21 protein-coding genes are annotated in these 22068 nt (G+C 64.5%); 8 read left to right on the top strand and 13 right to left on the bottom strand.

The annotated features are described in order from the left end of the window. A partial coding sequence (locus DIE08_RS07660) for an IS3 family transposase (RefSeq protein ID WP_260436472.1) occupies positions 1-1085 on the top strand: 1085 nt, incomplete at its 5' end. A 282-nt stretch (positions 1086-1367) separates the two neighbouring features. Here the strand turns inward: DIE08_RS07660 and DIE08_RS07655 are convergent. Next, complete coding sequence (locus DIE08_RS07655) at positions 1368-2648, bottom strand: RES family NAD+ phosphorylase (RefSeq protein WP_124901495.1); 1281 nt, start codon at positions 2646-2648, stop codon at positions 1368-1370. 128 nt (positions 2649-2776) lie between these two features. Between DIE08_RS07655 and DIE08_RS07650 the strand changes: the two genes are divergently transcribed. Further along, positions 2777-4216: a hypothetical protein gene (locus tag DIE08_RS07650; RefSeq protein ID WP_124901494.1), complete on the top strand. Its 1440-nt coding sequence runs from the start codon at positions 2777-2779 to the stop codon at positions 4214-4216. A gap of 298 nt (positions 4217-4514) precedes the next feature. Here DIE08_RS07650 and glmS read toward each other — a convergent pair whose 3' ends face one another. Beyond that, positions 4515-6344: a glutamine--fructose-6-phosphate transaminase (isomerizing) gene (glmS, locus tag DIE08_RS07645; protein WP_124901493.1), complete on the bottom strand. Its 1830-nt coding sequence runs from the start codon at positions 6342-6344 to the stop codon at positions 4515-4517. 157 nt (positions 6345-6501) lie between these two features. Here glmS and DIE08_RS07640 point away from each other — a divergent pair, with 157 nt between their 5' ends. Further along, positions 6502-6999 carry an Lrp/AsnC family transcriptional regulator gene (locus DIE08_RS07640; protein ID WP_124901492.1) on the top strand — a complete coding sequence of 166 codons (498 nt, stop codon included), beginning with the start codon at positions 6502-6504 and terminating at the stop codon, positions 6997-6999. A 36-nt stretch (positions 7000-7035) separates the two neighbouring features. Here the strand turns inward: DIE08_RS07640 and DIE08_RS07635 are convergent, their stop codons facing one another. After that, the gene (locus tag DIE08_RS07635) at positions 7036-7569 is read right to left on the bottom strand and encodes a methylated-DNA--[protein]-cysteine S-methyltransferase (protein ID WP_124901491.1); all 534 of its coding nucleotides are present in this window, start codon (positions 7567-7569) and stop codon (positions 7036-7038) included. Further along, positions 7566-9044 (bottom strand): DNA-3-methyladenine glycosylase 2 family protein, encoded by a 1479-nt coding sequence (locus tag DIE08_RS07630; protein ID WP_124901490.1) that lies wholly within the window; start codon positions 9042-9044, stop codon positions 7566-7568. The genes DIE08_RS07635 and DIE08_RS07630 overlap by 4 nt, the downstream gene beginning before the upstream one ends. A 341-nt stretch (positions 9045-9385) precedes the next feature. On the opposite strand from DIE08_RS07630, the gene DIE08_RS07625 reads away from it, so the two are divergent. Further along, positions 9386-10678: an MFS transporter gene (locus DIE08_RS07625; protein ID WP_124901489.1), complete on the top strand. Its 1293-nt coding sequence runs from the start codon at positions 9386-9388 to the stop codon at positions 10676-10678. 122 nt (positions 10679-10800) lie between these two features. Here DIE08_RS07625 and DIE08_RS07620 read toward each other — a convergent pair whose 3' ends face one another. Next, entirely contained in the window at positions 10801-11904 is a 1104-nt protein-coding gene (locus DIE08_RS07620; RefSeq protein ID WP_124620660.1) for a LacI family DNA-binding transcriptional regulator, read from the bottom strand. A gap of 102 nt (positions 11905-12006) precedes the next feature. Here DIE08_RS07620 and DIE08_RS07615 point away from each other — a divergent pair, with 102 nt between their 5' ends. Further along, positions 12007-12843: an NAD(P)-dependent oxidoreductase gene (locus DIE08_RS07615; RefSeq protein WP_059681075.1), complete on the top strand. Its 837-nt coding sequence runs from the start codon at positions 12007-12009 to the stop codon at positions 12841-12843. A 28-nt stretch (positions 12844-12871) separates the two neighbouring features. Here DIE08_RS07615 and DIE08_RS07610 read toward each other — a convergent pair whose 3' ends face one another. Both DIE08_RS07610 and DIE08_RS07605 read right to left on the bottom strand, forming a co-directional pair. Further along, positions 12872-13192, bottom strand: a complete 321-nt coding sequence (locus DIE08_RS07610) for a DUF1330 domain-containing protein (RefSeq protein WP_059532307.1) — start codon at positions 13190-13192, stop codon at positions 12872-12874. 255 nt (positions 13193-13447) lie between these two features. Continuing rightward, the gene (locus DIE08_RS07605) at positions 13448-13909 is read right to left on the bottom strand and encodes a MerR family transcriptional regulator (RefSeq protein WP_124620664.1); all 462 of its coding nucleotides are present in this window, start codon (positions 13907-13909) and stop codon (positions 13448-13450) included. 78 nt (positions 13910-13987) lie between these two features. Between DIE08_RS07605 and DIE08_RS07600 the strand changes: the two genes are divergently transcribed. Continuing rightward, positions 13988-15223 (top strand): NADH:flavin oxidoreductase/NADH oxidase family protein, encoded by a 1236-nt coding sequence (locus tag DIE08_RS07600; RefSeq protein ID WP_059601803.1) that lies wholly within the window; start codon positions 13988-13990, stop codon positions 15221-15223. A gap of 36 nt (positions 15224-15259) precedes the next feature. Here the strand turns inward: DIE08_RS07600 and DIE08_RS07595 are convergent, their stop codons facing one another. Continuing rightward, on the bottom strand, positions 15260-15583 hold the full coding sequence (locus DIE08_RS07595) for a hypothetical protein (RefSeq protein ID WP_059601050.1): 324 nt from the start codon (positions 15581-15583) through the stop codon (positions 15260-15262). 620 nt (positions 15584-16203) lie between these two features. On the opposite strand from DIE08_RS07595, the gene DIE08_RS07590 reads away from it, so the two are divergent. Beyond that, positions 16204-16836: a LysE family translocator gene (locus DIE08_RS07590; protein WP_124901488.1), complete on the top strand. Its 633-nt coding sequence runs from the start codon at positions 16204-16206 to the stop codon at positions 16834-16836. 73 nt (positions 16837-16909) lie between these two features. Here DIE08_RS07590 and DIE08_RS07585 read toward each other — a convergent pair whose 3' ends face one another. Both DIE08_RS07585 and DIE08_RS07580 read right to left on the bottom strand, forming a co-directional pair. Next, positions 16910-18538 carry an NADP-dependent glyceraldehyde-3-phosphate dehydrogenase gene (locus DIE08_RS07585; protein ID WP_124620667.1) on the bottom strand — a complete coding sequence of 543 codons (1629 nt, stop codon included), beginning with the start codon at positions 18536-18538 and terminating at the stop codon, positions 16910-16912. A gap of 489 nt (positions 18539-19027) precedes the next feature. Then, a complete protein-coding gene (locus DIE08_RS07580) occupies positions 19028-19978 on the bottom strand; it encodes a LysR family transcriptional regulator (RefSeq protein ID WP_059601054.1) in 951 nt (316 codons plus the stop codon). A gap of 228 nt (positions 19979-20206) precedes the next feature. Here DIE08_RS07580 and DIE08_RS07575 point away from each other — a divergent pair, with 228 nt between their 5' ends. After that, the gene (locus DIE08_RS07575) at positions 20207-21235 is read left to right on the top strand and encodes a DUF1338 domain-containing protein (RefSeq protein WP_124901487.1); all 1029 of its coding nucleotides are present in this window, start codon (positions 20207-20209) and stop codon (positions 21233-21235) included. Between the two features lie 78 nt (positions 21236-21313). On the opposite strand, the gene DIE08_RS35545 is transcribed toward DIE08_RS07575, so the two are convergent. Genes DIE08_RS35545 through DIE08_RS07565 form a run of 3 tightly spaced genes read right to left on the bottom strand, consistent with a single transcriptional unit; the run spans position 21314 to position 22058 of the window. After that, positions 21314-21463, bottom strand: a complete 150-nt coding sequence (locus tag DIE08_RS35545) for a hypothetical protein (protein WP_156429781.1) — start codon at positions 21461-21463, stop codon at positions 21314-21316. Continuing rightward, entirely contained in the window at positions 21460-21657 is a 198-nt protein-coding gene (locus DIE08_RS07570) for a CsbD family protein (RefSeq protein ID WP_059601059.1), read from the bottom strand. The genes DIE08_RS35545 and DIE08_RS07570 overlap by 4 nt, the downstream gene beginning before the upstream one ends. Before the next feature lie 53 nt (positions 21658-21710). Beyond that, the gene (locus DIE08_RS07565) at positions 21711-22058 is read right to left on the bottom strand and encodes a BON domain-containing protein (protein ID WP_124620670.1); all 348 of its coding nucleotides are present in this window, start codon (positions 22056-22058) and stop codon (positions 21711-21713) included. Between the last annotated feature and the right edge of the window lie 10 nt (positions 22059-22068).

Raw genomic sequence — 22068 nt, 5'->3', positions numbered from 1 at the left:
TCCATGACGATACTCCTATGAACGGTAACGTCAGCAGTTACGATACGCCTGCCGGAGCAGTCCATACCATTAACTGGCGGACGAAATATGGCGGGCTGTCGCCCTCGGAGCTGCGCCGGCTGAAGCAACTTGAGGAAGAGAACGCAAAGCTCAAGCGGCTCGTGGCCGATCTGTCGCTGGACAAGGCCATGCTGCAGGACGTGCTATCAAAAAAAACTCTGAAGCCTTCTCGGCGCCGTGAGCTTGTCACGGACTTGATGCAGCGTTTCGGCGCAAGCCAGCGGCAGACGTGCGCGTTGTTGCAATTGTCCCGCACGGTCTACCGTTACGAGTCGGTCGCGCGGGATCAAAGCGCACTGGAAATGCGCATCAAGGAGATCACGGAAGTGCGGGTGCATTACGGTGCGCCCCGCGTGTATGTGATGCTTCGCCGGGAAGGCTGGAGAGACAACCACAAGAGAGTAGAACGCGTGTATCGCGAACTGGGTCTTTCGTTGCGCCACAAGCGACCTCGACGGAACAAGTCGGCTCGCCGCCGCCAGCCGAAGCAGTCAGTAAGTGCAATCAACGAAATCTGGAGTATGGATTTCGTCGCTGATGCGCTGTTTGATGGTCGACGCTTGCGCACGCTCACGATCGTGGACAACTACACGCGGGAATGCTTGGCGATTGAAGTCGATGGCTCATTGCGTGGCGAGCACGTTGTCGCCGCGCTGACTCGGCTCGCGCAGCATCGTCCGCTTCCCCGCTATATCAAGGCAGACAACGGCATCGAGTTCATTTCGAAGGCGCTCGACAAATGGGCGTACGAAAATGGCGTGGAGATTGACTTCTCGCGCCCGGGCAAGCCGACCGACAATGCGAAGAATGAATCCTTCAACGGACGTTTTCGGGAGGAATGCCTCAACGCGCACTGGTTCTTGTCGCTCGAGGACGCCAGACGCAAAATCGAAGTCTGGCGCGAGTACTATAACGAGGCGCGTCCTCATTCTGCGCTGCAGTGGATGACACCGGCGGAATTCGCCCGCCAGTGCACCGATCGGGCCGGTTCGGCCCGCCCCGAAGAGCCGGAATTTTCCAGCTAAGACTGGGACGGAAATTGGGCTAGCCTCACCGGGTCTCTCATGAGGGAAACGAGGTCTGGTCGCGAACCTAAGCGCCCAGAACCTGCACCTGTTTGCCTCAACGCTCGGCCATGCCCCGACGCGCGAGTTTGCCGTCTCACACGTATATCCCCTTGCTGATACTTGATTATGAGTGTTCTTGAGGGCTGCTCACCCGTTCGCTGGAGACTAGCACACGGCGATTAACTTGTCCCATGTTCAGCACAATTTTGTGACGCAGGTGGTGAAGCGTCTGGGCCGTTTTCAAAAATCACCGTTCCAGAATCCATCGAGTTCAACGTCGGGCTGGAAGTCGGGTGCCCGGAGCGGAATAACTTCGTCCGATTCGGGAGAGCGATAGAAATGCTGCCGCTCATGGGTGTAGGAAACCAACTGGGTTTTGTAGACGTTCACTTCCCCGTCCGTGAGGGAAACCGGAAGGGCTTGAGGTTCGCCAAAATCGTCGACCATGGCATTCGGGAACAAGACGATATTGGTTCCGCCGCGTCGTTGTGTCGACTGGAACATAATGCCGTCGAACGGCGGCTTCGCAAGGTGCGAGAGGAACTCGGCCATCGTCTGAGTGATGAGATAGTCCGACTCGTGTCCGGGGGTGACCGGTTGAGCAATCTGCTCATGCAATATGCGTAGAAACTGACGTCGAGCACGCTGTTTGCTGAAGTCTGGCTGGAAAAAACTGAGATTCTGGCTGGAACGAGCATTCTCGAGCCGGGCAAAATCGAGGATTCGGAGCTTCCTGTTTGTCGCCACTTCAATCAGCACAATGTCGTTTCCGATAGCAGGGCGCATTTCCGACAGGCAGGTATTCCGCTCTAGTGAGCCGTAAAATACAGATACCCCTTCGGCATTCATTCGACCTGCGCGTGCGGCCGCCGGCGGAGGTGGACCAACATGCTTTAAGGGGTCGTTTAGCATCTGCTTGAGCAACGCAGTGCTCGTCACGACGCGGGCCCGAAAGAGACGTTTGTTTGCAGCCAATCGACGCACGACCGGCGCGCGGCGCCTGCCTGGGACGTACATGTGCTCGACGCCTTCGAACAGCTCGGTGAAAAATTGCCGGGCTTTTTCGCTGAAGAACCTCCTGCGGTGTTTCACGTCCACAAGCGTCTCCTGCCATCTTTCATGGTACTCGATGGGCAGATGCTGGACACGCTCGTAACTCTGCATGTCGTCCCAGAATGGTTCTCCGCCGTCCCTCGGGTCGTAGTCGTCCGTCTCAACGACGGCGTTCACAATTTCATCTTCAAACTCGAAATACTGACCAAGAAACTCCTGGACCCAACCAGCAATAGAGTCCCCGAGCTGACGGTAGTAGATTCTGTCGTTATCGTCGATTTCGGGAACTGACTGGCCAAATTGAAGATTTTCACGCATGATGGGCGCAAGGATTTCACCCAATCTTGCAACGCTGATGCCCTCGCGTTCTTCTTCGCAGACTCTACACTCGTTTAAGGCTCCCTCACGATGGACCATCTCGCGAAGGTAAGTATCTTCGAAGCATGCGTAACAGATGTGGTCAGGCAAGGTGGTTCCCTCAGCGATTCGCAGTGATACAACGGTATGTGGTCACACGCAGCATGATACGGGCAGCAAGAGAAGGTGCCTGAAACGAGGCGCTCGCTGACCGTTCTCCGCCGAGTTCGAGTGTGCAGATGACTTACGCAGAAGCAATTCGTCCTGTTCGCAACCAGCTGAGGAAATATTCTTACCCCAGTGTTCTAGGCGAACTTTCCCGCTTCATCAGAACCGAGTCCACAGCAAGGGATGGGAAGATGCATGCGCCGTGGCTCGCCGAGCGGCTTGCCGTTTGGGTGTTGCGCGACGATGCACGAATGTATGGTCGCACGGCAATCTCAAAGCAAGATTTACGACGTTGCATCGACAGTTCCTGGGACGTAATGAACCACGCGTTCCCCGGATTTGCCCCTGCGCGTTCACTTCATCTCACGCTTCGGTCTTTGATAATGCCGCAGATTCCGCACCAGCGTGAGCAGGAACTTGGCCCATTCGCTCGTCAAATTGACCTTGTCAATCAGCTTCAACCAACCTCGAATCGTTATCGCCTGTTTGAGGACACCTTGGGTATGCCGCCGACGGACTTTCTCGGGATGGCCGCCCTGTTTCGCCAGCACTCTCTCGCGAACATCTCCAGAGTTGTCGCTGCGGACTATCGCGTGGGCCTGTGGAAGATATTTGGCAAGGAGCCTGTCGAGCGGTTCTATCAGACTATGCTTGTTCCGCGAGAGGTAACTGCGCAACAGATGCGCGAAGTCAGCCCGGACGAGTGGTTTCAACCGAACCTTCTCTATCGTTCGCCTTTCACGGTGTTCAATAAGATGTGGTTTTTCTGGGGACGATGCGGCCTCGACCGCAACTTGGGGTACGCGTTAAGTGACATCGTTGGCCGAAGCGAAAGCAACGGAGTTCGCCAGACCTTCGAGAAGTTGTTCGAGGCGTACGTCGGTCGCACCCTGGCCCTGACGAGTGTGGAGGTCTTGGGCGAAAACGAGGTTCGCGCACGTTTCGTTGTCGAAGGTCAATGTTGCGACTTCGCAGTTTTGGACGGAGCCGATGTTGTGTTGCTGGAGGTCAAGAATAAAGCGCTCACCCACACGCTTCCGGCTAATGGAACCGCCCGCGACTATGCTTCGAAGCTCAGTGCGACCGTCAGAAAGGCAGATGGGCAGCTCCGCAACGTCGAGGCCTTCGTGCGAAAAGCTCGCTCCGGAGCAACTGTGCACAAAGTTGTCATCACCTACGGTGACCTCTTTGCAGCTGAGACGGACCAACTGTTTACGACGAGCGCGGACCAATTCGCATCGGATAATCCCGTGTACATCCTCAGCGTCGACCACCTTGACCGTCTCATTGAAGCCGTGCGTAGGGGGCAGTGCCGGTTCGCATCCTTCTTCGAAGACTACTCGCGGAGGCGACGCGAGCCCGAAAGGCGCCTTTTGTTGCTTTCGGAGCTCCTGAACGAGAAGCCGTATCTGGGCCCCGAACTGCCAGCGCACCTCTTTGAAATCTACGAGCCGTTTTACGAGAAATTGGCGGAGCGGGCCCAACCGAGGCAACAGGTCGTCGCCCATTGACGGGCAGGTGGGGGGCGTCGGGTGGCTGAAAGGTCTGGAGGGTGGGCAGCTCAGGCCGACAATGAGGACGCGAACGTCCGCTCAGTGGGGCGTCGCTCCTGTGCAATCTGTGAAATCTGCAAGGCAATCGCAAAAAAGGGCGCGGAAAATAGCTCCGGCGCCCCTTTGACAACAGTTTCAGTTACGCCTTGTCAGGAAAGGCTTAGCGGCACAAAAGGCCCTCGTAACCAAACCTAAATCGAGCGCCCGCAACCGGAATTAATGCACCTTAGCACGACAACGGCGCAGCGACATACCCTCACTCCACCGTCACCGACTTGGCAAGATTCCTCGGCTTATCGATATCCGTCCCCCGCGCCAACGCCGCGTGATAGGCCAGCAACTGCATCGGCACCGTATGCAGGATTGGCGAAAGCGGCCCGTAGTACTCGTTAAGCCGAATCACCTCGATTCCCTCACTCGGCACCAACCCGCAGTCCACATCCGCGAACACGAAAAGCCTGCCGTTGCGCGCGCTGACCTCGTGCATGTTCGACCGGAGCTTTTCCAGAAGCACGTCATTCGGCGCCACGGCAATGACGGGCATTTCGTTACTGACCAACGCCAGCGGCCCATGCTTCAACTCCCCGGCGGGATAAGCCTCCGCGTGGATATACGAAATCTCCTTCATCTTCAGCGCGCCTTCGAGCGCGATCGGATAATGCATCCCTCGTCCGAGAAACAGCATGTTGTCGCGTCGCGCGAGCAGCTCCGACCAGCCCATGATCTGCGGCTCCAGCGCGAGCACCTTCGACATCGCATCGGGCAGATGCCGCAGCGCACGCAGATGCTCCTTCTCCTCGTCATCGCTCAACCGCCCGCGCACCTGCGCCAGTGACAAAGTCAGCAAGAACAGCGCCACGAGCTGCGTCGTAAAAGCCTTTGTCGAAGCCACCCCGATCTCGATCCCCGCGCGCGTGACGAACTGCAGCACGCATTCGCGCATCAGCGCACTCGTCGCGACGTTGCAGATCGCGAGCGTATGCATCATCCCGCGCTGCTTCGCGACATGCACGGCGCCGAGCACGTCGGCCGTCTCGCCGCTCTGCGACACCGCGACGACCAGCGTGCGCGGATTCGGCACGCTGTCGCGATAGCGAAACTCGCTCGCGATCTCGACGCTCGCCGGCAGCTTCGCGATGCTCTCGATCCAGTATTTCGCGGTCAGCGCCGCGTGATAACTGCCGCCGCACGCGAGCAGCAACACCGAGTCGATGTCGTTGAACACGCGCCACGCGCCGTCGCCGAACAGCTCGGGCATGATCGACCCGACATCGAGCAACGTATCGGCCACCGCCTGCGGCTGCTCGAAGATTTCCTTCTGCATGTAGTAGCGATACGAGCCGAGGTCCGCCGCGCCGCTGTGCGTGGCCACCCGCTGCACCGCGCGCTCGACGCGCTGGCCGGCCGCATCGACGATCCAGTAGCGATGCAGCTGAATATCGGCGACGTCGCCATTCTCGAGGTAAGCGATGCGATCGGTGATGCCCGACAACGCGATCGCATCCGACGCCAGGAAATTCTCGCCATCGCCGACACCGACGACGAGCGGCATCCCGTCGCGCGCACCGACGATCCGGTGTGGTTCGTCGCGGCACATCACCGCGATCGCATAGCTGCCGCGCAGCCTCGCGACCGCGCGGCGCACCGCGTCGAACAGGTCGCCGTCGTACAGGTGGTCGATCAGGTGCGCGATCGCTTCGCTGTCGGTCTGGCTCGCGAACACGTAACCGTGCGTCTGCAATTCCGCGCGCAGTTGATCGCAGTTCTCGATGATGCCGTTGTGCGACAGCGCGATGCGCGCGTTGTCGTCGCTCGGCGAGAAGTGCGGATGCGCGTTGAGCGTGACGGGCGCGCCATGCGTTGCCCAGCGCGTATGCGCGATGCCGGTGTAGCCGGACAGCGCGTGCGCGGCGATCTCGCGCTGCAGGTTGGCGACGCGGTCGACGCTGCGCGCCCGTGCCAGCGCACGGTCGCGATAGACCACGACGCCGCACGAGTCGTAGCCGCGGTATTCGAGCCGCTTCAGCCCGTCGACGAGGTTCGGCAGGATGTCCCGCTGGGCCACCGCCCCGACAATTCCACACATATCGCGCTCCGTAAATGTCCTGTCTGGACCCGTGACAGCGATGGTAGAAGCGGTCGAGTGGAATTAAATTTCAAAATACACAAGAAAATGAAGCAGACGAGACGTCGGCTATCATGTTGAAATTAAATTTCACGAACCTGACCGGAAGGAGCCGCCGATGGCTGGCATCACGCTCGACGATCTCGACCTGCGCATTCTCGCGATCCTGCAGGACGACGCATCGGTGTCGAACCTGCAACTCGCCGAGCGCGCGCTGTCGTCGCCGCCGACGTGCATGCGCCGCGTGCGGCGGCTGACGGAAGCGGGCGTGATCCGCCGCCAGGTCGCTGTGCTCGACCCGGTCGCGATCGGCACGGCCGTCACGGCGTTGATCGAGATCAGTCTCGACCGGCAGACGGCGGAAGACTACGACGCATTCGAGGCCTACGTGTGCGCGGAGCCGGCGGTCACGCAGTGCTATCGCGTGTCGCCGGGGCCGGATTTCGTGGTGGTGGCCGATCTGGCCGACGTCGCCGAATATGACGCGTTCGCGCGGCGGCTGTTCACCGGCGCATCGAACGTCCGCAACGTGCGGACGTTCTTCTCGACGCATCGCGCGAAGTTCGAGGCGAACGCGCGGGTCACGCATGCGATGCGCAAGCGCGGCGACGCCTAGACCGCACGACACAGGTCGAACGGCACGCGCGCGGCGTCAGAACGCGAACGTCTGCTGCATCGGATGGCGCTCGCCGCGCGCGAACCCGGCGCCCTCGAGCGACAACAACGCGCGTTTGCGATCGATGCCGCCTGCATAACCGGTCAGGCTGCCCGACGCGCCGATCACGCGATGGCACGGCACCATGATCGCTACCGGGTTGCGGCCGACCGCGCCGCCGACGGCGCGCGCGGCACTCATCGGCAGCCCGACGCGTTCGGTGATGTCGCCGTACGACACGAGCTTGCCGAACGGAATCGCGAGCAGTTCCTTCCACACGCTGCGCTGAAACTCGGTGCCGCGCAGATGAATGGGCACCGAGAAGGTTCCGCGCGTGCCGGCGAAATATTCGGCGACTTCTTCGGCAACCTTGCGCGCGAGCGGCGACGCGTTGCGTACGTCCGCATCCGGCGCGATCCCGAGCGATGGATAGTATTTCTGGCCGACGAAGAAGAGGCCCGTCAGGGCATCGTCTTCGCTACGGATGGCGATGTCGCCCAGTGGGCTCGGAATCAGATGAGCGGGAGTCATCGCGAAGCTTCTCCATGAAGGCGCCACACATGCAGTGCGGCATACGCGCGCCATGGCGCCCAGCGCCCCGCTTGCGGCGCCGATGATGCGATGCTGCGCGGACGCTCGGTGGCGGCGGCGCGCGGTGCAAGCCACGCGTCGTCTGCGGGGAACGCGTTCGGCCAGGCCATCGCACGCATCGCGACATACTGCACCGCGCGTTCGTCGAAGCCGGGCAGCGCGCGCAACGCAGCGAGCGTCGCATCGAGCGGCGCCATCGGTTCGAGCGCGAGCGTGCCGTCGGCGACTGCACGTGCGAGCGACACGATCGCCCGCGCCGCATCACGCGTCGCGCCGATTGCTTCGAGCGCCGCCGGCGGCACCCTCGCCAGCGTCGCGGCGGAAGGCAACGCATGCGTGAGCCCCGGCGGTGCGTGGTCCACCGGCGTGCCGAAGCGTTCGGCCACACGCGCCAGCACGGCGCCTGCCTGCATCGCAGCCAATCGTTCGCCCGCGATCGCACGAATCGCGATCTCGAGCCCGTCGAACGCGCCGGGCACGCGCAAGCCGGGCGAGCCGTCCGCGAGCTCGCCCAGATGCGCGTCGATCACGTCGGGGCGGCTGTCTAGATCGAACAGCCGCCGCACGCGCGCGAGCACGGCCGGGACGACGGGCGTCAGCGCGGGCGACACGGTCACCGCGAGCGCGAACCGCTGCGGCACGTGCGTGACGGACAGCCAGCCCGTCACCTGAGCGTCGCCGTGCCCGTTCGGCAGGGCGACGACGCGGGCATAGCCGTGCGCATCGATACGCTCGACGCCGTCGACCTGCCGCTGCGCGAGGAAGCGCATCAATTCGGCCCAAGCGAACGGCGGCCGGTACGGTAGCGGGAAGGTCATGTCGCCACTGGCGGATGCGCCGGCGCCCTTGCGCAGGCGCAGCGGATTGAGACCGTAGCGCTGGCGGAACAAATCGTTGAAGCGTCGTACGCTGCCGAACCCGGCAGTCGAAGCAACCACGGCCACCGGCAGCGCGGTGTCGGTCAGGAGGCGCTTGGCCATCAGCAGACGGTGCGTCTGCGCGAATTCGACCGGCGACACGCCGAACTGCGCGGCGAAGATTCGGCGCAGATGGCGCTCGGTCACGCCGACTCGCCGCGCGAGCGCATCGACGGAGTGCGCGTTCAGGAAACCGTCCTCGATCAGCGAGGCGGCCGCGTCGGCGAGATTGCCGGACAGGTCGAGCAGCCCGTGGCCCGGTGCGAGTTCGGGCCGGCACCGCATGCACGGCCGAAAGCCGGCTTTCTCCGCGGCGGCGGCGGTCGGGTAATAACTGCAGTTCCGCGCCTTCGGTGGTTTCACCGGGCAAACGGGGCGGCAATACACGCCCGTCGTCGACACACCGACGAAGAACCAGCCGTCGAAGCGGCGGTTCCGCGAAAGCAGGGCGTCGTAGCAGGTGTCTGGATCGAGGTGCATGAGATGACTGTAAACCATCCGTGCCGCCGATTCCGGCTGGAATCGGACATGTGTATCGACGCGCCGGCTCGCGTCATGGCCCCCTTTCGCACACGGGAAAATCCCGAAAAAACGGTTAATGCCACTTTGCGAAACAGTCGTCTTTTTTGCGCGGCCGGATTTGAGATGACTCATCGAAATCCCCGACTGACACGGTACCGGGCCAAGCCCTATCCTTTGAAAAACGTTTTCCAGAACTCGACGGACGAGCGGCCGTGCCACGCAAGGGGCGGGCCGCCGTCCGGTCCGGCGCCCGTCGCCGGTCACGGACAGACAACATCCAGCGGCGCGACGGGCGCGGCCGCGCATCGGAGACACTCATGCAATCTGCCGTCGTCGGCGCGGTGCGCGCGGCCGCCAGCCGCTACCGCTGGACCGTCTGTGCGCTGCTGTTCTTCGCGACCGTCATCAACTACATGGATCGACAGATCCTCGGCCTGCTCGCGCCGATGCTTCAGCACGACATCGGCTGGAGCCAGGTGCAGTACGGCCGCATCGTGATGGCGTTTTCCGCTTTCTACGCGATCGGCCTGCTCGGCTTCGGGCGCATCGTCGACTGGCTCGGCACGCGCATCTCGTATGCGGTCGCGATGCTGGTGTGGAGCATCGCGGCGATGCTGCACGCGGCGGTCGGTTCGGTGATGGGCTTCGCGGCCGTGCGCGCGCTGCTCGGGATCGGCGAGGGCGGCAACTTCCCGGCCGCGATCAAGACGACGGCCGAATGGTTTCCGCGTCGCGAGCGCGCGCTTGCCACCGGTATCTTCAACTCGGGCGCGAACATCGGCGCGGTGTTCGCGCCGGCGATCATCCCGGCGATCGCGGTGGCCTACGGATGGCGCGCGGCATTCGTGATCATCGGCGCGATCGGCATCGTGTGGCTCGCGGTCTGGCTGGTGATGTATCGCACGGCCGACACGCGCGCGCTCGCCGCGGAATACGACGAGCCGCGCGACGAAGCCGAAGCGCTCGACGCGGCGAACGCGGATGCCGGTGCGCCGCGCTGGGGCGAACTGATCCGCAAGCGCGAGACGTGGGCGTTCCTGATCGGCAAGTTCCTGACCGACCCCGTGTGGTGGTTCTACCTGTTCTGGCTGCCGAAGTGGCTCAACGAGTCGCGCGGGATGGACATGCAGCACATCGGCCTGCCGCTCGTGTGCATCTATGCGCTGACGACGGTCGGCAGCATCGGCGGTGGCTGGCTGTCGTCGATGCTGTTGCGCGCGGGCTGGAGCGTGAACGGCGCGCGCAAGACGGCGATGCTGGTCTGCGCCTGCTGCGTGCTGCCGATCGCGTTCGTGTCGCAGGTGCAGAGCCTGTGGGGCGCGGTGCTGATCGTCGGCCTCGCGGCCGCCGCGCACCAGGGCTGGTCGGCGAACCTGTTCACGACGGCGTCCGACCTGTTCCCGCGCCGCGCGGTCGCGTCGGTTGTCGGCATCGGCGGGATGGCCGGTTCGATCGGCGGCGTGCTGTTCTCGGAAGTGATCGGCCAGGTGCTGCAACGCACGGGCCACTACTGGGTGCTGTTCGCGATCGGCGCGCTGGCCTACCTGCTCGCGCTGGCGGTCATGCACGTGCTCACGCCGAAGATGAAGCCAGCGAAGCTCGACGCTTGACCGCGTGCCGGCAAACGAACGCGCCGCCCGGAGGCGGCGCGTTTTTATTTGCGATGCACAGCGGCGCAGTGACGACGAAGTGACGACGAAGCGTCAGCAGGCGGCGGACGCGACTGCGCAATTCAACCGGCCGCAGCCGTCGACGCACGCATGATCAGTCGCGGCTCGAACGTCGAATAACTGGCGTCGGTGCGCCCGGCGAGCGCGTCGATCAGTTTCTGCATCGCGAGCTCGCCCATGTTCTCGCTCTGGATGTCGATGGTGGTGAGCGCGGGTGCCGCGTATTCGCCGTACGGCACGTTGTCGACGCCGGCGACGGACACGTCCTGCGGCAGCCGGAACCCGAGCGACGCGGCTTCCTTCATGAAGCCGAGCGCGATCAGGTCGTTGTAGCAGATCACGGCTTGCGGACGGTTCGGGCCGAGCATCACGCGCGAGCATGCGCGCTCGCCGGCTTCGGCGGTCGGCGCATGCGCATCGTGCACGTCGAGCGTGAGCCCCGCTTCGGCGAGACAGTCGCGCGCGCCCTGGATCCGTTCGTCGTTGACGCGCGCGGGGCCGAAACCGAGGTACGCGATGCGCGTATGGCCGAGATTGAGCAGGTGGCGCGCGAGCATGTAGGTCGCGAGCCGGTTGTCGATGCCGACGCTCGGAATCGGCAGGCCGGGGCTGCGCCTGAGCAGCACGAGCGGCTTGTGCAGGTCGAGCATCCAGCCGGCCTGGTCGTCGGGCATCCGCGTGCTGACGATCAGCCCGTCGACGCGCTGCGCGAGCGCCTCGATCAGCGAGCGTTCGCGCGCCTGGTTCTCTTCGGTATCGACGAGCAGCAGCGTGTAGTCGTGCTGGAGCGCGACGCGGTTCGCGCCCTTGACGACGTTCGTGAAGTGCGGGTTGCTGATGTCGAGGATCACGAGGCCGATGGTGCGCGTGCGCCCGGTGATCATCGAGCGCGCGAGCGGGTTCGAGCGGTAGCCGAGCCGCTCGATCGCTTCCTTGAGCCGCGCTTCGACGGTTGGCGAAAAGCGTTGCGTGCCGTTTACGTACTTGGATACCGTCGCGACCGACACACCGGCTTCCGCCGCCACGTCGCGGATCGTCGGGGAAACTTTTTTCATCGGAAGGGTAACGTTTTCGTTCGATTGCACCGGATTGTGGCAGAAAAAGCCGGCGTCCGGCCACCGACCGATATCGGGAAAGTGCGGATGGCTGCGGGCAGATTCGACCATTGACGTTCGGCTTTTGTCCCGCGTATAGTTGGAAAACGTTTTCCGATTCCGTCGGATTCGGACGACGTCCAGGACACTTCAGAACAGATTCAAGGAGATTCGATGAACGCCACATCCACCGGCGCACGCAAGCCGTTCGGGCGCCTGCTGCTGACCGGCGCGGCCGGCAACCTTGGCCGTCAGGTGCGCGGCGCGCTGGCGAGCTGGGCCGACATCGTGCGCGTGAGCGACATCGCCGCGCTGGACGATGCGGCCCCGCACGAGGAAATCCGGGTCGTCGATCTGGCGGACCGGCCGGCGGTGATGGCGCTCGTCGACGGTGTCGACGCGATCGTCCACCTCGGCGGCATTTCGGTCGACGCGCCGTTCGACGATCTCGTCGATGCGAACATCACCGGCACGTACAACCTGTACGAAGCCGCACGCAAGCATGGCGTGAAGCGCGTCGTGTTCGCGAGCTCGAACCATGCGATCGGTTTTCATCCGGTCACGGAAGTGCTCGACGCCGATTCGCCGCTGCGCCCCGACAGCCTGTATGGCGTGACGAAGTGCTTCGGCGAATCGCTGTCGCGTTACTACTTCGATCGCTTCGGGATCGAGACGGTGTGCCTGCGGATCGGTTCGTCGTTCGAAGTGCCGAAGAATCCGCGCATGCTCGTGACGTTCCTCAGCTATCGCGACTTCATCGAGCTGGTGCGCTGTTCGCTGCTGACGAACCGCGTCGGCCATGCGATCGTGTACGGCGCGTCGGACAACCCGGTGAAGTGGTGGGACAACACGAAGGCCGGCTTCCTCGGCTTCCGCCCGCGCGACAGCTCCGAGCAGTTCGCCGGGTTGTTCCCGGTGACGGCGCCGACCGCCGACTACGACGATCCCGCGCAGCGGTTCCAGGGCGGCGGGTTCGTCGTGGGCGAGCCGATGGAGCGCAACGCGAAGTAAGCATCGCAGGCGCCGCCGGCGTCGCGGATCAGCGCAGGATGTCCGTCGCCTTGTGCCGTTCGTCCACGCCGTCGATCAGGATCAACGGGCCGCTAGCGTGCCGCGCGCGCAGCGGCTGGATCCGCCGGTAAGCATCCGATTCGTACCACGTGCGCGCTGTATCGAGATCGGGAAACGCGATCGCGATCAGGTCGCCGCGCCACACGCCTTCGCGCACGTCGGGCCGCGCGCCGTGAATCACGAAATGACCGTCGAACGGCGCGAGCGTGCCGTCGATGCGTTCGAGGTATTCGACGATGTCGTCGCACATTTCAACGTCGTGCAGGTGGGCAATGGCGTAGGCGGTCATGGCGGGCTCCGTGGCGTCGACGCGATGCGTCGATCGGTGAAGCCATGATCGGCGCGCGGGCGGCGCGCGTCGATTACCTGCGACGTAAGCACATCCATGTGGCCGTGCGCGATGCCGGCCGCGCGTGGGCCGCGCATACCGCATACCGCATACCGCATACCGCATACCGCATACCGCATACCGCATACCGCGTGCCGCGTGCCGCGTGCCGCGTGTCGCGTGCGGCACGTCACGGACATCGGGCGCGCGACGCACTCACGCGTGCTTGCGGATCGGCCGCGGGTGCGGCACAGGTTCCGGCTCCGACTCGGCCGCTTCCTTGCACAGCTTGTCGAGCATGCGTTGCGCGGCGCCCGCGCAATCCTCGCCGGCGGGCTTGTTCGCGATCTCGTCGATCAGCGCCTGCAGGTTGCGCCGGTTCTGCGCGAGCCGCTGTTCGAGCAGCGCGATTTCGTCGACCTTGTTCCGCAACGCCCGCAGCAGTTCGTCGCGCGGCCACGCGCCGAGATCGGGCGGCAGCACCGCGCGGATCTCGTCGAGCGCGAAGCCCGCGCGCTGCGCGCGGTCGATGATCGCGAGCCGCGTCAGCGCTTCCGGCCCGTATTCCCGATAGCCGTTCGCCTGCCGGCGCGCCGGCTCGAGCAAGCCGCTCGCTTCGTAGAACCGGATGCGCGATGCCGCGATGCCGCTGGTTCGCGCCAGTTCGCCGATCTTCATCTTTGTGCTCCAGGGGGGCTTGACCTTGAAGCTGACTTTAAAGTTATGGTTGGGCATCGTCAATCGAGGATGTCCACCATGAACCTGTTTGCGCCCCTCACACTGCCCAATGGCGCGGTGATCCCGAACCGGCTCGCCAAGGCCGCGATGGAAGAGAACATGGCCGATGCGGACCATGCGCCGTCCGACGCGTTGCTGCGGCTGTACCAGGCGTGGGCGGACGGCCGGGCGGGCCTGATCCTGACCGGCAACGTGATGGTGGACGGCCGCGCGATGACGGGGCCGAACGGCGTCGTGCTCGACAGCGACGCGCATCTCGACCGCTTTCGGCGGTGGGCGCAGGTCGCGCGCTCCGGCGGCGCGCACGTGTGGATGCAGATCAACCATCCGGGGCGCCAGATGCAGGCGGCGCTCGGCCAGACGACGCTCGCGCCGTCGGCCGTGCCGCTCGCGCTCGGCGCGCTGTCGAAGCAGTTCCCGGTGCCGAAGGAGATGACGGAAGCCGACATCGTCGACGTGCGGCAGCGCTTCGTGCGCGCCGCGCAGCTCGCCGAGCAAAGCGGCTTCACCGGCGTGCAGATCCATGCGGCGCATGGTTATCTGCTGAGCCAGTTCCTGTCGCCGCTGACGAACCGCCGGCAGGACGCGTGGGGCGGCAGCATCGAGCACCGCGCGCGGCTGCTGCTCGACATCGTGCGCGACGTGCGCGCGACGGTGTCGCCGGCGTTCGTCGTGTCGGTCAAGCTGAATTCGGCCGACTTCCAGCGCGGCGGCTTCAGCGCGGACGATGCGAAGCGCGTCGTCGAACTGTTGAATCCGCTCGGCGTCGATCTCGTCGAGCTGTCGGGCGGCAGCTATGAAGTGCCGGCGATGCAGGGCGAGGCGCGCGACGGGCGCACGCTGGCCCGCGAAGCGTATTTCCTCGAATTCGCACGGGACATCACGGCCGTCGCGGCCATGCCGCTGATGGTCACGGGCGGAATCCGGCGCCGCGCGGTGGCCGAGCAGGTGGTCGCCAGCGGCGTGGCGATGGTCGGTATCGCGACCGCGCTGTCGATCGAGCCGAACCTGCCGCGCGACTGGCAGGCCGGCAAGGACAGCGCGCCGGCGCTGCAGCCGATCCGCTGGAAGAACAAGGCGCTGGGTGCGCTGGCCAACATGGCCGTCGTGAAGTTCCAGCTCGCGAGGTTGAGTGTCGGGCGGCGCACGCACCCGGGCGTGTCGCCGCTGCGCGCGCTGGTGTCGCAGCAACTCGCCGCGCAGTGCCAGACGCGGCGTTACCGCAAGTGGATGGCGGGGCGGGCGGCGCGCTAGCCGCGAAGGCGCCGCGTTGGGCTGCCCGATGCCCGCTCACACCGGATACGCATCGTCGACCTTCAGGTTCGCGAGCCGGAACAGCGTGCGCAGCGTCTGCGGATGAATGTCGCGGTGCGCGGCGAGCGACGTCAGCATGAAGTCGAGGACCTTCGCGTAGCGCAGCAGCACGAGGCAGCGCGCGAGATCCGCGTTGCCGCCGCGCATGCCTTCGGCGAAGTGGACCATCTGGGTCGACAGCGTGCGTGCCATCTCGAGTTCCATCTGCTGTTTTTCCGTCCACTCGGGCTGCGGCTGGTCGAGCAGTTTCGCGAGAAAGATCTGGAACGACGTATCGGATGAGTTGGGCAGCGCATCCATGAAGAGCCTCGTAACTTGCGTGGATCGTTCGGGCGTGTCCGATGGAGGGTCCCGATCCGGGTTCATGTCCGCGCCGGTCGGCGGCGCGATTGTCATCCGACGGGAATGCACGTTCCGTACCAGCCCCGCGATCCAAGTGTTGAGCAATGTTGACGCCGGGCGCGGCAGCAGTCGTCGCGTCCCGCCGATACTGGCTTGCACGGAAAATCGAGAAGGGAATCCATACGCTGCGCGCGAGCGCGAGCGGCAGCGCGACAGGGGCCGGATGAATGAAATGCTTCAGCGATGTAACGTAACGCCGGGCTGAAACCGGCCGAGTGTTTCGGTCGAAGAATCGGGGAATGTCGTGTCTCGCGCGTGCCGGTGCCGCTCCCGGCGTCGGCACGAGGTCGGGACGCTCTCGCGCGGCGAGCCGCGGCGTCACCCGCCTCACGATGAAAGCGCACGATGGATGCGCCGGATGTTTCATATCCGAGACGTCTTGTTCGCGGCCCGCCGGATGCATGCGCAACCTGTGGACGCGCGGCGCCCAACTGGCCCAGCGAATAACCGGACAACTGTCCATGGGCAGCCGCGCCGTGTTTGCGAACAATCATCGCATCATCTCCGCGAGGTTCGACATGAGCGCCCACGCCTTCTTCTCGGCGAATCTGCTGCTGGCCTACACGGCCTATTTCGTCGGTACGGCCAGCCCCGGCCCGAGCAATCTCGCGATCATGTCGGTCGCCGCGAACCACGGCCGCAAGGCGGCGCTCGCGTTCGCGCTCGGCGTCATCTCGGGCTCGATGTTCTGGGCGGCGGTGGCCGCGCTGGGCGTGTCGGCCGCGCTGCTCGCCTGGTCGCAGCTGCTGGTCGCGATCAAGCTGTTCGGCGGCGTGTACCTGCTGTGGCTCGCGTTCAAGTCGGGCCGCACCGCGTGGTCGGCCAGGGCGGCCGACACGCCGAAGGCGACGGCCGATCGGAAGCTGTCGCGCTTCTACGCACGCGGCGCGATGCTGCATCTGACGAATCCGAAAGCGATCCTGGTGTGGGTGTCGATCGTCGCGCTGTCGTCGAACGGCGCGGGCGCGTCGCACGGCGCCGTCGTGCCGGGCTGCATCGCGATTGGATGCCTGGTGTTCGGCGGCTATGCGCTGGTGTTCTCGACGGACGGCGCACGCCGGCTGTACGTGCGCGGACGCCGCGCGATGGAAGCGTGTCTTGCCGTGGTGTTCGGCGTGGCGGGGATCCGGTTGCTGGCGTCGAACGTGTGAACGGACAACCCGCACGCGTCCAGCCAGACGGACGATCCGCCGCGCGAACACGCGGCGGATCGGATTCGGCGCTTCAGAAAATGAAGCCCGTGTTGATGAACTTCGAGTAGTGATCCGACACGATCGAATCGAGCAGCTGCTTGCTGCCGTCGGTCTGCTTCGCCGCGACCATCGAGCGGATCGAGAACGCACGCAGCGCGTCGGTCACCGACAGCGTGCCTTCCGCCGAATCCTTGCGCCCCGCGAACGGGAACACGTCCGGCCCGCGCTGGCACTGGCAGTTGATGTTCACGCGGCACACCTGGTTGACGAGCGGATCGACGAGCGCGCCGATCTGCGCCGGATCGGAACCGAAGATGCTGACCTGCTGGCCGTGCTCCGACGTCGTCACGTAGTCGAGCGCGGTTTCCACGTCGTCGAACGGCGCGACCGGAATGATCGGCCCGAACTGTTCCTCGCGATACAGCTTCATCCCTTCGGACACCGGATACACGACGGCCGGGTAGAACAGCGTCTTGCTGAATTCGCCGCCCGAATGGTTGACGACCTGCGCGCCCCTGGCCTTCGCGTCGTCGATCGCGTCGGTCATGTACGCGGTGCGATGCATGCCCGGCAGCGGCGTGATGCTGACGCCTTTTTCCCACGGCATGCCGATCTTCAGCTGTTCGAGCGCGGCGGTGAAGCGCTTCAGGAATTCGTCGACGATCGAGCGATGCACGAGCAGCATCTTCAGCGCGGTACAGCGCTGGCCATTGAACGACAGCGCGCCGAGCAGGCACTCCTTCACGGTGAGATCGAGATCGGCATCGGGCAGCACGATCGCCGCGTTCTTCGCATCGAGGCCGAGGATCGCGCGCAGGCGGTGCGACTTCGGATGCTGCTTCTTCAGGTGATCGGCGACCTTGCTCGAGCCGATCAGCGCGAGCACGTTGATCTTGCCCGACGCGAGCATGTGCGGCACGACCACCGCGCCCGGCGCGTAGATCGTATTGATCACGCCTTTCGGGAACGCGTCGCGGAACGCCTCGAGCAGCGGCTCGAACAGCAGCGTGCCGTACTGCGGCGGCTTGAACACCACGGTGTTGCCCATCAGCAGCGCGGGGATCAGCGTCGCGAAGGTCTCGTTCAGCGGATAGTTGTACGGCCCCATGCACAGCACGACGCCGAGCGGCGTGCGACGGATCTGGCCGATCGTGCCTTCCGCGATCACGAAGCGCGAGTTCGCGTTGTCGAGCTCCTTCAGCGCGTCGATCGTCTGCGTCATGTACGTGACGGTGCGGTCGAACTCCTTCTGCGAATCGGCGAGGCTCTTGCCGATCTCCCACATGATCAGGTTCACGACCAGCTCGCGCTGCGCGACCATCCGCTTGATGAAGTCCTGCATGCACGCGATGCGCTGCTCGACCTTCATCGTCGGCCACTCGCCGCGGCCCGAGTCGTACGCGCGCACCGCGGCGTCGAGCGCCGCATCGCTTTCCGTCTCGCTCATCACCGGATAGCTGCCGATCTCCATCTGCGCGACGCTGCCGTCCGGCTGGCGCACGCACACGGGCGACAGCACGGTCTTGGTCGCGCCGTCCCACGGGCGCAACTCGCCGTCGACCAGCGACACGCGCTGGTGGATCGGCGCGGCGAGCCGGAACTCGGCGGGGATGTCTTGATAGGCGGGAAACAGCTGCTGCAGGGAGGCGGAATCGGGCATGACGGTCTCGTTTGACGGGGTGTCCGGGAAGGACGGGCGATGCGGAATCCTGAGCTGAACGATCCTCGAACCTGAATCGGCATCATGACGCGCGGACGAAGCGGCGTCACGTGGCGGCATGGCCGAAACGCGGAGTGGAACCAGTTCCATTTAAAAGGAACGCCGAACCGATTGCAAGATTTGCCGAACGCGATCGCACGATACGTAAGCTATTTGAAGGAATGTGTCCGAATGGCGGGTATAAGTCGCCCGGCGCATGCGCAAACGTTTCACTTCGGCCGGATTGGGCGGATAATGGCCCGGCGCGGCGAAGCAAAAATTGCCCCGGAACCTGAGAGAAAACACACGCAGTGAAGAAATGAGAGAAGGTCCGCCGCGCTGCCGAAGCGAGGTCGGCTGCCCGGAGCGCCGGGTCGGGGTTGCCCGCCCGGCGCGCACCGGACTTTCGCAGCCGGCCACCCGCGTCGCCCGACCTCGCGATGCCTCGCGTTATTCGACGTCCTCGTCGTCTTCATCGTCCTCCATTTCGTTCTCGTCCCGCCCCGGCGCCGCATACGCGCTCGCCTGCTCCAGCAACCATGCACGAAACGACTCCAGCGGCTTGCTGTGACTGAGCTCCGTCGGATAAACGAGGTAGTACGCCGAATCGCCAACCGTCGCCGCGTCGCACGGCACGACGAGGCCGAGCTGCTGCAACTGCTCCTCGACGAAGAACTTCGGCACCAGCGCGATCCCGAGCCCGGCCGCGGCCGCGCTGATCAGCATCGTGTGCAACTCGTAGCGCACGCCCTGCATCGTGCGGATGTCCTCGATGCCGTGCGTCTCGAACCATTGCGCCCAGGCGCCGGGACGCGTGGTCGAGTGCAGCAGCGGATAGGCGAGCAGATCCTCCACGCGTTCGACCGGCCCGTCGAGCAGGGCGGGCGAGCAGATCGGCACGACTTCCTCGCCGAACAGGTAATCGGACGACGTGCCGGGCCAGGTCGGCTTGCCGTAGTGGATCGCGGCTTCGAAGTGCGTGTCCTCGAACGAGAACAGGTCGGTGCGGCTGCCCATGTTCACGCGCACGTCCGGCGTGCGGTCATAGAAGCTCTTGATGCGCGGGATCAGCCAGTGCGACGCGAAGGTCGGCAGCACCGCGAGCTCCAGGTAGCCGCCGCCGCTGCCGTGCGCGATGATCGACAGCGTGTCGCGATCGAGCGCCTCCAGCGCGCGCCGCACCTGCGTGCCATACAGTTTGCCGGCGCGCGTCAGCACGACGCGCTGTTTCACGCGCGCGAACAGTCGCACGCCGAGGCTCGCCTCGAGCGTCGCGATCTGCCGCGATACCGCGCTTTCGGTCAGGAACAGTTCCTTGGCCGCGTGCGTGAAGCTCTCGTGGCGCGCCGCGGCTTCGAAAGCCACGAGCGCACCCATGTTGGGGATCTTGAATTTGCGCATGATGCTCGTTTTGTCTGACGAACGGACCCGCCCGCGGCGGGCCGGAGGACGAGTGCGGAGACGGCCGATAATTCCAAAAACTCATCACGTCTCAATTTAATCTCGCTTTACGCCCCGCTGCAACCCTTTGAATAATGCATCCCACGCAAGGCCAGGCGCCCGCTGGGCGGCCGGCCAATCGAGTTGCCGGCACGCTTGCCGGCGGTCCCCCGAAACACGAGAATCCTGATGCGCAATCCGAATATCGAGAGCCTGCTGACGAAGCTGCTGGGACAGGCGAAGACCGACGCCCTGTTCGCGACCCTGAACATGCCGGCCATCCTCGACGAATGGGAAACCGACGTCGTCACGCGCGCGGAAATCGCGCAGGCGATGAACATGGCGCTGTTCGAAGGGCTGCTCGAACGTTCGGCGAACGGCCGCGCGTACACGGCCGACGCGATCGAAAACGGCGGCTCGGTCTACTTCGACCACGGCGCGCTGCGAACGGTGCGCTGGCCGCACACGGGCGCGCTGCCGCCGGGCGAAGCCGCGTTCACGCGCATCCTGCGTCCGCTCGGCTTCCGCCTGAACGGCCGTTATCCGCTCGACAAGCTCGGCATGACGGGCCGCGCGTATGCGCATGAAGACGCACCGGACGAGATTGCGCAGTTCTTCGTCAGCGAACTGCATCCGGAGCGCTTTTCCAAGGAATTTCAGCAGGCCGTGACGAATGTCGTGAGCTCGTCGCGCGATCCGCTGTCGCCGGCGTCCGTCGCGCTGCTGTGGGAAATCGAGCGCGAAGGCTGGCTCCCGCTCGACGCCGCGCATGCGCTGCTGCCGGAGATCGTCGGCGCATTCGCGCGCCAGCACGACCTGCCGAACGAACTCGACTACGAGACGCTGCTGCTCGAATCGGCCGAGATGGCGTGGATCGCGACCGAAGGCAATGCGTTCAACCATGCGACCGATCGCGTGGCCGACGTGTTCAAGCTATCCGACGACGAGAAGGCGAAGGGCCGGCCGATGAAGCCGGAAGTCGAGCGCTCGCGTTCGGGCCGCGTGTTCCAGACCGCCTATCGCGCGGACATCGTCGAGCGCGAATTCCGCACGCGCGACGGCGGGACCGTGAAACGCAACGTGCCGGGCTCGTTCTACGAGTTCATCACGCGCCGCCGCACGTTCGACCAGGCGGCGCGCCGCTGGGTGACGGACCTGCGTTTCGACGCGGGCAACGCGCAGGGGATCTTCAAGATGACGGCGAACGCGGCGAAGTAGACGCGATGCACACAGACAAACGGGCCGGCGGCTGTTGAAAGCCGCCGGCCCGTTTGCATTGGATGGGCGGCGCGATCGTCAGAACAGGTGCGTGACCAGATAGAACAGCACCAGCACGCCGAGCGGTACGCCGAGCAGCCATGCGATCAGATATTTGCCCATGTCGTGGTCCTCCGCGTGGCCGCGATGCAGGACGCATCGCGGCGGGGTGAGGCGACGTCGCGTCAAAGGTCGCGATCGAACTCCTTCAACTGCTTCTCGGCTTCGTCGCGTGCGATCCCGTAACGCTCCTGGATCCTGCCGGCCAGATAGTCGCGGTTGCCTTCGGCGACCGCGAGATCGTCGTCGGTCAGCTTGCCCCACTTGGCCTTCAGCTTGCCGGTCAACTGCTTCCATTGACCCTTGATCTTGTCTTCGTTCATCGTGTGCTCCTGGAATAAGGGGAAAAAAGCGCGACGCTCGGCCGCGCGACGGTTCAGGCCTTCGCCTTCAGGCCGGATGCGTCGACGTGCTTCACGCCCTTGATCGAGCGCGTCACGGCGACGGCCTTCTTCACCGCGGTCTTCGACGGCAGCACGCCCGTCAGCGTGACGACGCCATCGACCGTCTTCACGTTGACGTGGACGCTTTTCACGCCATCCGTGGTCGCGAGTTCGCTCTTCACCTTGGTCGTGATCCACGTGTCGGTGACGGGCTGGTTCGATTCCGCCTTCATGCCGTCGTCGGTCGACGACGATGCCTGTGCGTTCGTGAGCGGGGCGGCGCAAAGCAGGAACGCCGCGCTGACGGCGAGCAGCGCCGACAGGTTCGAGGTCTTGTTCATGGATGTGCTC

Origin of the sequence: Burkholderia sp. Bp9004, from assembly GCF_003858025.1 — a bacterium.
In the GTDB taxonomy this organism is placed as follows: domain Bacteria; phylum Pseudomonadota; class Gammaproteobacteria; order Burkholderiales; family Burkholderiaceae; genus Burkholderia; species Burkholderia diffusa.
Note: the sequence above shows the minus strand (reverse complement) of the source record. Positions and strands in the feature narration are given on the sequence as shown.